12 protein-coding genes are annotated in these 14,161 nt (G+C 64.9%); 3 read left to right on the top strand and 9 right to left on the bottom strand.

All coding sequences use genetic code 11. The features are described 5' to 3' along the window. The first annotated feature begins 94 nt into the window (after nt 1-94). Nucleotides 95-2,245: an ATP-dependent Clp protease ATP-binding subunit gene (locus tag D9V29_RS03025; protein ID WP_121671849.1), complete on the top strand. Its 2,151-nt coding sequence runs from the start codon at nt 95-97 to the stop codon at nt 2,243-2,245. Nucleotides 2,246-2,313: 68 nt separating this feature from the next. On the opposite strand, the gene D9V29_RS03020 is transcribed toward D9V29_RS03025, so the two are convergent. Then, nucleotides 2,314-2,904 carry a nitroreductase family protein gene (locus tag D9V29_RS03020; RefSeq protein WP_121671848.1) on the bottom strand — a complete coding sequence of 197 codons (591 nt, stop codon included), beginning with the start codon at nt 2,902-2,904 and terminating at the stop codon, nt 2,314-2,316. Nucleotides 2,905-3,021: 117 nt separating this feature from the next. Then, a complete protein-coding gene (locus D9V29_RS03015; protein WP_121671847.1) occupies nt 3,022-4,014 on the bottom strand; it encodes an LLM class F420-dependent oxidoreductase in 993 nt (330 codons plus the stop codon). Between the two features lie 135 nt (nt 4,015-4,149). On the opposite strand from D9V29_RS03015, the gene D9V29_RS03010 reads away from it, so the two are divergent. Further along, nucleotides 4,150-4,464: a hypothetical protein gene (locus D9V29_RS03010; protein WP_121671846.1), complete on the top strand. Its 315-nt coding sequence runs from the start codon at nt 4,150-4,152 to the stop codon at nt 4,462-4,464. A gap of 157 nt (nt 4,465-4,621) precedes the next feature. On the opposite strand, the gene D9V29_RS03005 is transcribed toward D9V29_RS03010, so the two are convergent. Together D9V29_RS03005 and acs are read right to left on the bottom strand one after the other, a co-directional pair. Then, complete coding sequence (locus tag D9V29_RS03005; RefSeq protein WP_121671845.1) at nt 4,622-6,550, bottom strand: RICIN domain-containing protein; 1,929 nt, start codon at nt 6,548-6,550, stop codon at nt 4,622-4,624. 70 nt (nt 6,551-6,620) lie between these two features. Then, complete coding sequence (gene acs / locus D9V29_RS03000; protein ID WP_121671844.1) at nt 6,621-8,669, bottom strand: acetate--CoA ligase; 2,049 nt, start codon at nt 8,667-8,669, stop codon at nt 6,621-6,623. Between the two features lie 134 nt (nt 8,670-8,803). Here acs and D9V29_RS02995 point away from each other — a divergent pair, with 134 nt between their 5' ends. Further along, on the top strand, nt 8,804-9,784 hold the full coding sequence (locus D9V29_RS02995) for an NAD-dependent epimerase/dehydratase family protein (RefSeq protein WP_121671843.1): 981 nt from the start codon (nt 8,804-8,806) through the stop codon (nt 9,782-9,784). A gap of 103 nt (nt 9,785-9,887) precedes the next feature. Here the strand turns inward: D9V29_RS02995 and D9V29_RS02990 are convergent, their stop codons facing one another. The 5 genes from D9V29_RS02990 to D9V29_RS02970 all read right to left on the bottom strand — a co-directional run bounded on the left by D9V29_RS02990 (nt 9,888) and on the right by D9V29_RS02970 (nt 14,066). Further along, nucleotides 9,888-10,964, bottom strand: a complete 1,077-nt coding sequence (locus D9V29_RS02990) for a threonine aldolase family protein (RefSeq protein WP_121671842.1) — start codon at nt 10,962-10,964, stop codon at nt 9,888-9,890. A 40-nt stretch (nt 10,965-11,004) separates the two neighbouring features. Then, nucleotides 11,005-11,544, bottom strand: coding sequence for an SRPBCC domain-containing protein (locus tag D9V29_RS02985; protein ID WP_121671841.1), 540 nt, complete (start codon nt 11,542-11,544; stop codon nt 11,005-11,007). Nucleotides 11,545-11,616: 72 nt separating this feature from the next. After that, nucleotides 11,617-11,967 carry a hypothetical protein gene (locus D9V29_RS02980; RefSeq protein ID WP_121671840.1) on the bottom strand — a complete coding sequence of 117 codons (351 nt, stop codon included), beginning with the start codon at nt 11,965-11,967 and terminating at the stop codon, nt 11,617-11,619. A gap of 99 nt (nt 11,968-12,066) precedes the next feature. Continuing rightward, entirely contained in the window at nt 12,067-13,185 is a 1,119-nt protein-coding gene (locus D9V29_RS02975; protein WP_121671839.1) for an ABC transporter permease, read from the bottom strand. Beyond that, a complete protein-coding gene (locus D9V29_RS02970) occupies nt 13,182-14,066 on the bottom strand; it encodes an ABC transporter ATP-binding protein (protein ID WP_121671838.1) in 885 nt (294 codons plus the stop codon). The genes D9V29_RS02975 and D9V29_RS02970 overlap by 4 nt, the downstream gene beginning before the upstream one ends. Nucleotides 14,067-14,161 lie beyond the last annotated feature (95 nt).

Raw genomic sequence — 14,161 nt, 5'->3', positions numbered from 1 at the left:
CCCAGCCTAGAAGATCCGGCCGGTAGCGCCTGTCGAATGCGCGCGGTAAACTTGAGTCACAACGACTCAACTTTTCGATCCTCCAGGAGGCCACATGCAACCGGGTCAGCAACCGCAGGGCGAGCAGAAGAGCGCCCTCGAACTGTACGGCGTCAACCTCACCGAAGTCGCCCGGTCGGGCAAGCTCGACCCGGTGATCGGTCGGGACGCCGAGATCCGTCGCGTGAGCCAGGTGCTCACCCGACGAACCAAGAACAACCCCGTTCTCATCGGGGAGCCCGGCGTCGGTAAAACCGCCGTCGTCGAGGGGCTCGCCCAGCGCATCGTCGCCGGTGATGTCGCCGAATCGCTCAAGAACAAGCAACTGGTGTCGCTCGACCTGTCCGCTCTCGTCGCGGGAGCGAAGTACCGCGGTGAATTCGAGGAGCGGCTGAAGGCCGTTCTGCAGGAGATCAACGACGCCCAGGGCCAGATCATCACCTTCATCGATGAGCTCCACACTCTCATGGGCGCGGGTGCTGGCGAGGGCAGCGTCGCAGCATCGAACATGCTCAAACCCATGCTCGCGCGCGGTGAATTGCGGATGATCGGGGCAACGACCCTCAACGAATACCGCGAATACATCGAGAAGGATGCCGCCATGGAGCGGCGGTTCCAGCAGGTGTATGTCGGAGAACCGAGTGTCGAAGACACCGTCGCTATCCTGCGCGGGCTCAAGGAACGCTACGAAGCACACCACAAGGTGACGATCGCCGACTCCGCTCTCGTGGCAGCGGCATCCCTCTCGAACCGCTATATCCCGTCTCGCCAGCTTCCAGACAAGGCGATCGACCTCATCGACGAAGCAGCGTCACGGCTGCGGATGGAGATCGACTCGTCGCCGGTCGAGATCGACGAGCTACGCCGGAGCGTGGACCGGCTCAAACTTGAGGAGCTCGCTCTCAAGAAAGAGAAGGACGATGCATCGAAGGAACGCCTCGCGAAGCTGCGCGAGGACCTCAAGGAACGTCAGGCCTCCCTCGGTGAGCTGCAGGCGCGCTGGGAGAAGGAGCGCGCGAACCTCAACCGGGTCGGTGAGCTGAAGGAGAGACTCGACGCTGCCCGTGTGGCATCCGATCGCGCCCAGCGTGAGGGCAACCTCGAGAAGGCGTCGCGACTGCTCTACGGTGAAATTCCCGTGATGGAGCACCAGCTCCGTGAGGCGGAGCAGGCCGAGAACGACGGGCCGCTCATGGTCAATGACCAGGTCACCGCAGACGACATCGCCGCTGTGATCGCCGCATGGACCGGTATTCCGGTCGGCCGCTTGCTGCAGGGCGAGACCGAGAAGTTGCTGCACCTCGAAACCGAACTCGGCAAACGGCTCGTCGGGCAGAAGCAGGCTGTCAAGGCCGTGTCGGATGCCGTGCGGCGCACGCGGGCGGGAATCTCCGATCCGAACCGCCCAACGGGATCATTCATGTTCCTCGGCCCCACCGGTGTCGGCAAGACCGAGCTTGCCAAGGCGCTCGCCGAATTCCTCTTCGACGACGATAAGGCGATGGTGCGGATCGACATGTCGGAGTATGGCGAGAAGTTCTCCGTCTCCCGGCTCGTCGGTGCTCCTCCCGGCTACGTCGGATATGAGCAGGGCGGTCAGCTGACTGAGGCTGTGCGGCGGAGGCCGTACTCGGTCGTGCTTTTCGACGAGATCGAGAAAGCACACCCCGAGGTGTTCGATGTGCTGTTGCAGGTGCTCGACGACGGCCGTCTCACCGATGGGCAGGGTCGGACGGTGGACTTCCGCAACACGATCCTCATCCTCACCTCGAACCTCGGCTCGCACTTCCTCGTTGACCCGTCGATGTCGTGGCCCGAGAAGGAAGAAGCGGTGCAGAACCTCGTTCGGCAGGCGTTCAAGCCTGAGTTCGTGAACCGGCTCGACGACATCGTCGTCTTCTCCGCCCTCACGGAGGAAGATCTCAGCCAGATCGTCGAGCTCTACATCGACCGTCTGCAACGTCGTCTGCAGGAGCGCCGACTGGAGCTCGCGGTGACACCGGATGCCCGCAGTTGGCTCGCCGAACGTGGCTACGACCCGATCTACGGGGCGCGGCCGCTGCGCCGGCTCATGCAGAACGAGATCGACGACCGGCTCGCAACGGCGATCCTCGAGGGCAGCGTGCGCGACGGCAACACAGTGCGCGTCGACCTCGACCCGAGCACGGACGCGCTCACCGTCGAGTCGGTTGCGGTGGCTGTGTAACGGCATCCGCTCAACGGAAAAAAGCCCGCGTCCGTCCCCCAGGGGGCGGCGCGGGCTTCTTCGTGGGTTCAGGCGCTGACGAGCACGATTTCCTCGAGCGGGCGCCGACTGCGCGGAGCAACTTCGCGCTCGCGGAGAACGTCGCTCGTCAGGGCCTCGGGGGTACCGAGCACGCCGAGGGCCGTCACGGAGATCGGCTCCAGGTTTGCGTCGATGTCGAAGGCCTCCCTCAGGCCGTCGACCTCGATGCCGCCCATCTGGTGAACGTGGAGGCCGTCGTGGTGCGCCTGAACGGTGAGGTTCGCGACAGCCTGGCCGAGGTCGTACTGCGACCAGCGGAGAGGCGTGCCGTCTTCGGCGGCGATCGCGGCGAGGTTCACGATGAGAACCTGGGCTGACGATGCCCAGACCTGGTTGAAGCCCATGAGGTTCTCGACGATGGTGTCGTGCTCCGTCGTTCCGCGGCGGGCGACGATGAAGCGCCACGGCTGCGTGTTCGCGGCGGATGCTGACCAGCGTGCGGCCTCGAGGGCGGCGGTGATCTTCTCAGAGGGAACCTCGACGCTCGAGTCGAAGGAGCGAGGACTCCAGCGTTCGGCGAGGACCTCGTGGATCGGGGCGCTCGTCTCGGCGGTGCGGCTGATGGTGGTGAGTGACATGTGGCTTCCTTCGCGATGCTGATCTACGGTCGGTCGCCATTGACCCAGCTCAATAGAAGCAGAAAGCGCCACGGGATATTCCGTGGCGCTTTCTGTGTCGCCGTGTGACGGCATCCGTCAGGACAGTGCCGGGATGACCTCTCGTTCGAACAGTTCGATGCCCGACCGGTCGTATGCCGCTTCGGGGAAGTAGGTGATCGCGTATGCGAGACCCTTCTCCTTCATGCCGGAGAGCCGCTCGACGATCTGTTCGGGGGTGCCGACGCCGAGAGCATTGCCGCTGCGGTACTCCGCCATGAAGTCGGCGGCCTTGGCTTCACCGAGGTACGGGGTGACCCGGGCCTGGATCGCGTCGAGGCGTTCGTCGACCTCTGCTTCGGTGTCGGCGATGACGACGTTGTAGTTCGAGCTGCGCACGATCTCGTCGAAGTTGCGGCCGATCTTCTCGCAGTGTCCGCGGAGGATGTCGCTCTTGTGGGTGAAGCCTTCGGGCGAACCGTCGAAGTTCGTGTACTGGGCGTACTTCGCGGCGATGCGCAGGGTGACCTTTTCGCCGCCGCCGGCGATCCAGAACGGGATGCCGCCTTCCTGGACAGGAAGCGGCCGGACGATCGCGCCGTCGACCTGGTAGTGCTTGCCGTCGAGGGTCGCTGTTCCTGTCTCCCACGCTTGCTTCATGATCTGGACGCCCTCGTTGAGACGGCCGAGCCGGTCGCCGGCGCTCGGGAAACCATAGCCGTACGCGCGCCACTCGTGTTCGTACCAGCCACCGCCGATTCCCATCTCGACGCGCCCGTCTGAGATGACGTCGATGGTCGCGGCGACCTTGGCGAGGTATGCCGGGTTCCGGTAGCTCATGCACGTGCACATCTGGCCGAGACGCACACGCTTGGTGGTGGCGGCGAAGGCGGACATCAGCGTCCATGCTTCGTGCGTTGCTTCTTCGCTTGGCACTGGAACGGTGTGGAAGTGGTCGTACACCCAGATCGATTCCCAGGGGCCGGCATCCGCGTGGGCTGCCAGGCTGCTCATCGTCTCCCACTGCTCGCGGGTGTCGATTCCAACAAGGTCGTGTCGCCATCCCTGGGGGATGAAGGTTCCAAATCTCATCGGGCCAGCCTATTGGCGCGAGGTGGTCCCATAGAGGGATTGACACAACAAACCCGGTTTGTCCGAGGTGTGGTCGAATAGCCGCGGGAGCATCGAAACAGTGCGACCCGGCTTACTGACTGGAATGGAGTGGCGATGACGACGGAACGAGCGGTGTGGTTCGTTGATGTGAACGGTGCAGAGGTGGAAGAGGTCTCACTCGAACGGCTCGCGGACTTGCTGGCCGAATTGAAAGACGCGGATGAGGAGCATGCAAGCGTGTCCGTCACAGACTCCGATGAATGGAACCTCGAGATCAGCATGGACAGCGTTCTTCTCGAGAACGTGGGTGTCGAGGGCGAAGAGGTCGGTGTCCTGACGCTCGAGAGCGTCGATGACGCCCTCCCGGTCGCTGCGGACTTCATCGCGGGTGACTTCTCTGCGCTCCGCGCCCGTCCCTGGTCGGAGTGAGGCCGTCGCCGGTGACGGATGCCGCGTCGCCGCCTTGCCGCCACGATTTCACTCACTGCGGTCCAGTTCACGCATTACGCCGGGTGTATTGGTCCGCAACGGGTGAAAAGCACGCGCCCCTCGGCGGAGGACGGGCGGGGGAGGGTGCCACTGCCGATCAGGAGCAGTTATAAGGCGCGCTCGAGGGACCGATACGAAGGGTGCCAACACCCATGGAAACCTGGGTTCCGTTGGAGAGCACCTGCCTGACCTCCACAGCAACTGTTCCCGTGAGGTTCGTCGGGACGTTCTGCGTACCTAGCTGGAGAACGGGCCACCACTTCGTGGGCGGGGCCCACGCATCAGAAAGCGGCATCAGGACGCCGTTGAGGTACGACTCGTATCGCACCACTTCCGTGGTCGGTTCCTGCCAGGTGTACTCGAGATACCAGGCGTCGTATGACTTACACGTCAGTTTCGGCGGGGCATTTATCGTGCTCGTGGTCGCGGAGGCGGAGAGCGACGGGTTGAACGTCTGCCCTGCCGCATTTTTTGCCCGGACTGTGTACGTGTACGTCGTACCCGGATTGAGCCCGGTATCCAGGAATGAGAGGCCGGACGGATGCGACGAACGGGCGACACCGTTCCGGTACACGACGTATCCGACGACGCCGACTGAGTTCGTCGGCGTTGCCCAGCTCAGAGAGATCGACGTGCTGCCAGCCGGCGTGGCAGTGAGGTTCCGCGGTTCGCTCGGAGACACGGGTGCAACCGACGAGCGCAGACTGAACGTCTGCGCCGGGTCGGCCGGATTACACGTGACCTGCTCGAAGGTTGCATTCACCGTTGAGACCCCGCCGACGACGGACATGCATTTGCCGCTGTTGCGAGCGACGAACTGATACTTATCCGTACCGACCGCGATGACGCTCCACTGCTGGTTGGTGCCCGAGTTCGGTCCGTAGAGGATGATGCGCGCCGCGTTGTTGTTCGATGCTGATTCGACATCCCAGATCACGGAGCTCGAGTGTCGAGGCACCACGGTGTAGTAACCGGCCGAGTTCGGTCCGGAGAAGCTCCACTGCTGGTTGAGCGAGGCGGGGTTGCTGCACGTCCATTGCACGAGCGGGGTGAAGTTGGCGGTACCGGAGCCCGACGCGTCGATGCACAGCTGGCTCTTGGTGTTGACGAGCTGGAACCATCCGGTGGGTGCGCTGACCGAGAGCGTCTTCTCAGTTGCTATCGGAGACGCCGGAGAGGTGTGCCCCGCCCCATCGCGCGCTCGTACCGTGAAGCTGTACGACGTCGATGCGGAGAGCCCCGTCACGATGAAGGAGGTGGCTCCGGTCGTGCTTCCGATCAGCGTCGTGCCTCGGTAGACGTCATATCCGGTCACGCCAACATCATCGGTCGATGCCGTCCAGTTCAACGTCGTCGATGCAGAGGTGGTGCCGCTGAAAGTGAGGCCACTCGGCGCCGAAGGGTTCGCGTCCACGAAGGTCTGGGTCACCGACGACGTCGCCGCACTCGTCCAACTGCTGTGCGACAGAGTCGTGGAGAAAGTCGCTGTCACTGCCGTGCCGGACGCCAGGCCCACGGGCGTGATGAGGGACGTCTTGACGCAATAGAACTGTGAGCCGCCGGCCGCCAGTGTTCCCGTCAGTTCAGGAAAAGAGGCCCACGTTCCGGTCTTCGGATCCACGGCAGTCGTCGCGCACCCGCCCGCGGGCGTCGAGGCCCACATCCAGACCCGCACGCCGCTGGCGAGTGCAGCAGACCCTTCCACGGTCGTGACCGTGCGATAGTCGGCCTCGATGCTTCCCGTGTTGGTGATGGTCAGCCCACCGGTCTTCTCCGTCACTCCCGCAGAGAACTGAACAGCGGGCGATGTCGTGACAGCGCTGGCCGCCTTGATCGAGGCGGCCTGGACGGCAAGGATCTCACCGCTCGTCGTATCGCGGAGGGTCGCCTCCGATTGCCCCGTGTTCCCGACGGTGAAAATCGCGAGCAGAAGGGCGATGACAGCCATCGCGACGAGCGGACCCTGGCGGACCCGACGGCGAGTGACCTGGCGCGACGCAACGCGTTGTGCGGCAGGAGCAGACATGGGGCACCGGGTTCACAGTCGGGGAATGCTTCCATTCTATGAGGAGCACACTCGCCGACGCTGTATGCGATCAGTGAGAAGCGCGTGCCAGCACAATCCGCTCGATCCGTGCGGGAACGGTGTCGTCCTGCAGGCTCGTCACATCGCCAAGCGCCCGCCCGTCGGAGATGTCTCCGAGCAGCCGCCGCATTATTTTGCCCGAGCGGGTTTTCGGCAGGTCCGGCACCACGACCACATCGCGCGGCTTCGCGATCGGCCCGATCTCTCGCGCAACATGAGCCCGCAGCAGAGCGGTGAGCTCATCGGCAAGGCCCAGCCAGTACTCCGGATGCTCCGCCCCGGCACCGTGGGAACCGGCGGCAGGGATGACGTACGCCGCAATGGCCTGCCCGGTGAGGGCATCCGTCACGCCGACGACGCCGGCCTCGGCGACGGCGGGATGCGACACGAGCGCGCTCTCGATCTCGATCGTCGACAGTCGGTGTCCGGACACGTTGATCACGTCATCGACCCGGCCGAGGACCCAGATGTCGCCGTCGGCATCCCACTTCGCGCCGTCGCCGGAGAAGAAATAGCCCTGCCGCCAGAATCTCGCCCAGTAGGAGTCGCGGTAGCGATCCGGGTTTCCCCACACGGTTCGGGCGAGCCCGGGTCCTGACCGGTCGACGACGAGGTAACCGCCCTCACCGAACGGAACCGGATTGCCGTCGTCATCGACGATGAGCGTCGAGAGCCCCGGGAGCGCACGGTTCGCCGAGCCAGGTTTGAGGGTCGACACACCGGGAAGCGGGGCCATCACCGACGCACCCGTCTCGGACTGCCACCAGGTGTCGATGATCGGGAGCCGCCCGCCACCGAGGTGGGTGTGGAACCACACCCAGGCCTCTGGGTTGATCGCCTCCCCGACCGTGCCGAGCACGCGCAGGGAGGACAGGTCGTAGTCGGCGGGAACACCGTCGGGGAACCAGGTCATGAGGGTACGGATGAGCGTCGGTGCCGTGTAATACGTCGTCACCCCATAGCGTTCGATGATCTCGAAGTGCCGCGCGGTGTGCGGGGTGTTCGGTGTGCCCTCGTAGATCACCTGGGTGAGCCCGTTCGACAGCGGCCCGTAGATCTCATACGTGTGCGCGGTGACCCAGGCGAGGTCGGCAGTGCACCAGTGCACATCGTCGGGCTTCGCGTCGAAGATGGCCCAGTGGCTCCACGACGCCTGGGTCAGATAACCGCCCGAGGTGTGAACCAGTCCCTTCGGCTTGCCGGTGGTGCCGGAGGTGTAGATGATGAACAGCGGCGTCTCGGCGTCGAACGCCTCCGCCTCGTGGACGTCGGATGCCATACCCACCGTGTCGTGCCACCACACGTCGCGGCCCTCGGTCCACGCGATCGGAGGGATGTCATCGCCCGTGCGACGCACCACGAGAACGTGTTCGATGCTGTCGACGCCAGCAACGGCGGCATCCGCATTGTCTTTCACTGCGACAGCCGTACCGCGGCGGTATTGCCCATCGGTCGTGATGAGGAGCTTGGCGCGGGTGTCCTCGACCCGGAACCGCAACGCGTCAGCGCTGAATCCGCCGAACACGAGGGAGTGGATGGCGCCGATCCGCGCCACGGCGAGCGTCGCGATGATGGTCTCTGGGATCACCGGCAGGTAGATCACGACCCGGTCGCCCTTGCCGACACCCAGCTCGGTCAGGGCGTTGGCCGCACGCGACACCTCGCGCTGCAGGTCGGCGTACGTGATCGAACGCCGGTCGCCCGGCTCACCCTCGAAGTGCAGCGCGACCCTGGCACCGTTTCCGGATGCCACGTGGCGGTCAACGCAATTCACCGCGACGTTGAGTTTCCCGCCCGCGAACCACTCCGCCGTCGGCACGCTGAGTTCGCCGTCGGGTCCCTCGGTCACGGGTTCCCAGGTGTGTGCGGTGTGCCAGGGTTCGGCCCAGTCGAGACGGCGGGCCGCGTCCTCCCAGAACGCGACCGGGTCGGCATCCGCCTGCACCCAGTCCTCGGCTGACACATTGGCCTGCGCGGTGAACGCTCCGGGCGCGGGATACCGTCGCGTTTCGGTGGCGAGATTGGCGAGAGTGGGGGCGGATGCTTCGAGCGCGGGCATTCTTCGACGTTACGGTCGGCTCGTTGGCTGTCGAAATCGCGAGGAAACGCGACGTAACGTGCGCCGATGTCAAGGTTCCCGGCGAATTTGTCGCGAAGCCCGCGAAATCCGCCAAGTCACGAGAGGATGGGCGCATGACTGCAAAAAGTGTCCTGTTTCTCGGCGGTACCGGCATCATCAGTTCGGCTTCGGTGGCGCTCGCCGCCGAACGCGGCTGGGAGGTCACCGTCCTCAATCGCGGTGAGTCGACGAAGCGCCCACTGCCCGACGGTATCGAGACGCTGCAGGCGGACGTCCGCGACACGGAGGCCGTCACCGCCGCGATCGGGAACCGTCGGTTCGGTGTCGTCGCCGACTTCCTGAGCTTCACTCCCGGCCAGCTGCACCTCGACACGTTCCGCGATCGCACCGGACAATACGTGTTCATCAGCTCGGCTTCTGCGTACCAGACGCCGCCCTCACGCTTGCCGATCACCGAGTCGACGCCGCTCCGCAACCCGTTCTGGGAGTACTCGCGCAACAAGATCGCGTGCGAAGACGTGCTCGTCGCCGAGTACCGGGCGAGCGGTTATCCGCTCACGATCGTGCGGCCCTCCCACACTTACGACCGCACAGCGCTTCCGACCCTCGGCGGCTGGACTGATGTCGAGCGGATGCGACGCGGTGCACCGGTCGTGGTGCATGGAGACGGCAGTTCCCTCTGGACCATCACCCACACGCGCGACTTCGCCGTCGGGTTCGTCGGACTGCTCGGTCATCCTGCCGCGATCGGCGAGGCTTTCCACATCACGGGAGACGAAGCCCCGACCTGGGACGCCATCTATCGCGCGCTCGGCGCGGCAGCAGGCGTCGAACCCGAAATCGTTCACGTGACCAGCGACGTCATCGCAGCGGCCGCTCCCGACCTGGGAGCCGGACTGCTCGGCGACAAGACCCATTCGAGTGTGTTCGACAACAGCAAACTCAAGGCCCTCGTTCCTGACTTCGGCCAGCGCACGCTCTTCAGCGACGGGGCTCGCGAGATCGTCGAGTGGTACGACGCCGACGAGTCGCGACGGGTCGTCGACGCCGAGACGGATTCCCTGTTCGATCGGCTGCTCGCCGACCGCGGCTAGATGTACTGCCGCGCGTTCAACAGGCGCCTCCGGCCCGGAGCCCCGTCTGGCGCCTGTTGAGCGTGACGAACGCAGGATTGCGCCTGTTGAACGGACCGGCGGGTTATGCGATGGGTGCCAATTCCGCCCGGATTCCGGCGACGAACGCGTCGATATCGGCCTCGGTCGTGTCGAACGACGCCATCCAGCGCACCTCATTCTTCGCGGCGTCCCAGTCGTAGAACCGGAACTGCTCACGGAGCCGGTCGGCAACTCCGGGCGGCAGGGTCGCGAATACCGCGTTCGACTGGGTGGGCTGGCTGAACTCGAGGCCCGTGATCGCGCCCTCCGAGACCAGGTCATCGAGCGAACTGCGAAGGCGCGCGGCCATCGCGTTGGCGTGGGATGCAGAACGCAGCCACAGGTCCCCCTCGAGCAGGGCGATGAGCTGTGCCGAAACGAAGCGCAGCTTCGACGCGAGTTGCATGTTCAGCTTGCGCAGGAAGATCAGGCCGTCGGATGCCGCGGGGTTGAGGACCACCACCGCCTCGCCGAAGAGCAGGCCGTTCTTGGTGCCACCGAACGAGAGCACGTCGACCCCGGCGTCGGTCGTGAAGTCGCGGAACGGCACGCCGAGAGCCGCGGCGGCATTCGAGAGCCGCGCGCCATCCATGTGCAGTTTCATCCCGTGGCGGTGGGCGTGTCTCGCGATCGCCTTCACCTCGTCGACGCTGTACAGCGTGCCGAGCTCTGTGGATTGCGTGATCGACACGACGAGCGGCTGGGCCCGGTGCTCGTCGCCCCAGCCCCACGCCTCCTGGTCGATCAGCTCGGGCGTGAGTTTCCCGTCGGGGGCATCGACGGTGAGCAGTTTCATTCCGCCGACGCGCTCCGGCGCACCGTTCTCGTCGACGTTGATGTGAGCGCTCGATGCGGAGATGACGGCGCCCCACCGGGGAAGCATCGACTGGAGTCCGACGACGTTCGCGCCGGTGCCGTTGAAGACGGGGAATACCTGCACTCCATCCCCGAAGTGTGACGCGAAGACCTCCCTCAAGCGGGTCGTGTACACGTCTGCGCCATACGCTGTCTGGTGCCCGCCGTTGGCGGAGGCGATCGCTTCGAGGACTTCGGGGTGCACGCCGGCGTAGTTGTCGCTGGCGAATCCGCGGGAGTTGGGGTCGTGCAGGATGTCGGTCACCCCTCTAGTTTTGCGCAGATTTCGGGAGGCCAGGTGCGCGTCAGGAATCGAACAGGTCGGTGTATTGCTCCTGCAGCGAATCCCAGCCGTGCAGCCGTGCGTCTTCGCCGACCATCCGCGGTATCTCGACGCCTCCCGCGACAGCGTCGAGAGCGGTCAGGCACAGGTGCCAGCCCGCGGCATAGCTCGATGCGGATGCGCGGTCGTCGAAGGTATGGCTGAGCCGAAGCACGGTACCGGATGCCGTCGGCGCCAACTCGATGTCGAGAGGGTCCCCGCCCCAGACGAGCGACAGCATCCGTTGTGGGTCGACCGTCACGATTGTCCCGATCGAGTCCTCGGAGTCGTCGTCTTCGGCGCGCGTCACTCCCGCTTCGGGCAGGGCGACGAACCCGGTCTCGGTGAGGTCGCGATCCGGATCGAACGGCGCCCACCGACCGATGAGGGTGCGATCCGTCAGGACGGCCCAGATCACGTCGGTGGGGTGAGCAAGCGTTCGCTCCATTGTGACGAGCCAGCGTGAACCGAGGTTGGCGAGGCTCGCCTGGACCGGATGTTGCGGGAGCTGTGACGTCGACATGGAACCCTCCTCGGTGGCCAGTTCCAGTCTGGTCGGCACGGTGGCGCTGGTCCAGCTTGACTCGCCGCCGGTTCAGCCGAACAACGCAACCAGGATGGTCGGGGTGAGCACCGCCCAAATTGCTCCGAACACGACGCCCGTAGCGATTCCCCACGCCGACAGCGCGGCGTGGGCTGGTTCGCGGCCGAGAGCGATCACGCCGAAGACGAGCGCCGCGATCGGAGCGATGATCGTGAAGCCAACCAGCAACGAACCGAGACCGAGCAGCAACGCTGTGGCGCTGAGGCGTTTCGGTCCCGGTTCGAAATGGACCGGCTCGGGGATCCGGGCCGGGTTGATCATGGCGTGATAGCGGAGCGGGTTGAGCTGCCGTTGTCGCTCTCGTCGGGTGAGGGCGGTTTCGGGCGCAATGGAGGATGTCATGACGGTCCTTTCGGGTCAGACCGGGTGATCTCCGCAGACTATTCTTGAGTGATCCTCATGTCACGGACATTTCCCGAAATGACCCCCGAAAAGGCGGCGTCAGCTCTTGAGCGCTTCGCCCCATTTCACGCGCGCACCCATCTTCAGCAGCGAGTTCTGGTAGATCCGCGATCCGACCCAGATGCACGCAACGGTCGTCAGCGCCAGGATGACGAGGGAGAGGATCGGTTCCCACCAGGCGGCCGTCCCGAGGAACAGGCGGACAGGCATCCCCACCGGAGCTGAGAAGGGGACGTAGGACATGATCGCCATCACGGTCGGGTTCTCGTTGAAGAAGATCACCGCGAAGTACGGCAGCATGATCATCATGGTCACCGGCGTCGTCGTGGAGCCGATGTCTTCCATTCGCGACACCATCGACCCGGTCGCCGCGAATAGAGCGGCGAGGAGGACGAAGCCGATGGCGAAGAACGCGACGAACCAGATGATGGGCGTGCCAAGTCCGCTCAGCAGGTCGGTCTGCCCTGTGATGGTGAGGCCGATGATCGATAGCGCGGCTATCACCGCGATCTGGCCGAACGCGAGGATCGAGTTGCCGAGTACCTTGCCTGCCATGAGGGCGTGAACCGGGATGGCCGACATCAGGATCTCGACGACTCGCGTCTGCTTCTCCTCGACGACGTTCTGTGCGATGACCGAGCCGAACGTCATTGCCGACATGAAGAAGACGAGCCCGAAGCCGAGGGCCACGAAATAGGTGATGAGCGGGTTGGTGGCGTTTTCGTCGAGGAGCGTCACCGGCGGCGAGATACTCAACTGGCCGATGAGTCCGCTCGGTGCACTCGTGTCGGCGATGATCCCGACGCCGAGTGGTGTCGAACTGTCCGGGACGATCGCCGCGTCGACGGTGCCGTCGCGGACCAGCTCGCTGGCTTCGTCGACACTCGAGGCTTCGGTGATGTCGAGGGCCGCTCCCGACGGAATGGCGTCCCCCGCGGTTCCGACCACCGCGACGGGCGTCTTTTCGCTCGCCGCGTTCTGTGCCGCGAAACCGCCGATGACGATCGACGCGAGCACAAGCAGCAGGAGGATGCCCGTGGAGATCAGGAAGGCTTTGCTGCGCAGTCGCACGGTGATTTCGCGCTCGGCGACGAGCCAGGTGCTCTGCGCGATGCTCGGCGCTGGGGGCCTGGTTGTCGTTGTCGTTGTCGTTGTCATCGGATGACCTCCTTGAAAATCTGTGCCAGTGACGGATGCTGCGGAGAGAACGTCGCGACGTCGCCGCGACCGATGGCGTCACGGAGGACGGCCTGGGCGGTGGCTTCGGTGTCGACATCGAAAAGGGCGTACCCACCGTCGAAGTCCACGACGCTGACTCCTGGAACGGCCCGCAACCAGCCGGCATCCCCGCTCGAGATGAGTTCATAGCGGAGTGTCGAGTGTGCGGCGCGGAGCGATTCACGGGACCCGTTCGCGCGGATCGAGCCGTTCGCAATGATGACGAGGTCGTCGCAGAGGCGTTCGACGATGTCGAGCTGGTGCGAGGAGAAGAGCACAGGAGCACCCGAGACGGCGCGGTCCTTGAGCACGCTGACGACGACGTCGACGGCGAGCGGGTCGAGACCGGAGAACGGCTCGTCGAGGATGAGGACCTCCGGGTCGTGGACGAGCGCTGCGGCGATCTGTGCGCGCTGCTGGTTTCCGAGGGAGAGGCTCTCGACCGTTGAGCTGGAGCGCTCGGTGAGCCCGAGTTGTTCCAGCAGGGCACCGGCGTTCTTTTTCGCCGCTGCTGAGGACAGTCCATGGAGCCGCGCGAGGTAGATGAGCTGCTCTTCGACCTTCATCTTCGGGTACAGGCCGCGTTCCTCGGGCATGTACCCGAAGCGCCGACGGTCTTCCGGGGTGAGTTTTGTGCCGCCGAGGGTGATGGTGCCGCCGTCCGACGCGAGCACGCCGAGGATGATTCGCATCGTCGTGGTCTTTCCGGCGCCGTTGCCGCCGACGAACCCGGTCATTCTGCCGGGGATGACGTCGAAGTTCACGTCGGTGAGCACCTGGGCGGTGCCATAGCGTTTGCTGACGTTTCGGATCTCGAGCATGCTGCCTCCTCTGGGACGATGACTCAACGGTACGGCCGGGCGGTGACCGAAGGCATCCGCCTGTCGGGGGGTCTTTCAAGCGGTGCTGTCTCCGC

Origin of the sequence: Mycetocola manganoxydans, from assembly GCF_003667545.1 — a bacterium.
GTDB lineage: Bacteria > Actinomycetota > Actinomycetes > Actinomycetales > Microbacteriaceae > Mycetocola_A > Mycetocola_A manganoxydans.
The sequence above is the reverse complement of the archived record's forward strand: the minus strand, read 5'-3'. Positions and strand labels throughout refer to the sequence as shown.

Bases quoted from the DNA above. Each gene is read 5' to 3' on its own strand.
- D9V29_RS03025 (WP_121671849.1), top strand. From the start codon at position 95: ATGCAACCGGGTCAGCAACCGCAGGGCGAGCAGAAGAGCGCCCTCGAA.
- D9V29_RS03020 (WP_121671848.1), bottom strand. From the start codon at position 2,904: ATGTCACTCACCACCATCAGCCGCACCGCCGAGACGAGCGCCCCGATC.
- D9V29_RS03015 (WP_121671847.1), bottom strand. From the start codon at position 4,014: ATGAGATTTGGAACCTTCATCCCCCAGGGATGGCGACACGACCTTGTT.
- D9V29_RS03010 (WP_121671846.1), top strand. From the start codon at position 4,150: ATGACGACGGAACGAGCGGTGTGGTTCGTTGATGTGAACGGTGCAGAG.
- D9V29_RS03005 (WP_121671845.1), bottom strand. From the start codon at position 6,550: ATGTCTGCTCCTGCCGCACAACGCGTTGCGTCGCGCCAGGTCACTCGC.
- acs (WP_121671844.1), bottom strand. From the start codon at position 8,669: ATGCCCGCGCTCGAAGCATCCGCCCCCACTCTCGCCAATCTCGCCACC.
- D9V29_RS02995 (WP_121671843.1), top strand. From the start codon at position 8,804: ATGACTGCAAAAAGTGTCCTGTTTCTCGGCGGTACCGGCATCATCAGT.
- D9V29_RS02985 (WP_121671841.1), bottom strand. From the start codon at position 11,544: ATGTCGACGTCACAGCTCCCGCAACATCCGGTCCAGGCGAGCCTCGCC.
- D9V29_RS02980 (WP_121671840.1), bottom strand. From the start codon at position 11,967: ATGACATCCTCCATTGCGCCCGAAACCGCCCTCACCCGACGAGAGCGA.
- D9V29_RS02975 (WP_121671839.1), bottom strand. From the start codon at position 13,185: ATGACAACGACAACGACAACGACAACCAGGCCCCCAGCGCCGAGCATC.
- D9V29_RS02970 (WP_121671838.1), bottom strand. From the start codon at position 14,066: ATGCTCGAGATCCGAAACGTCAGCAAACGCTATGGCACCGCCCAGGTG.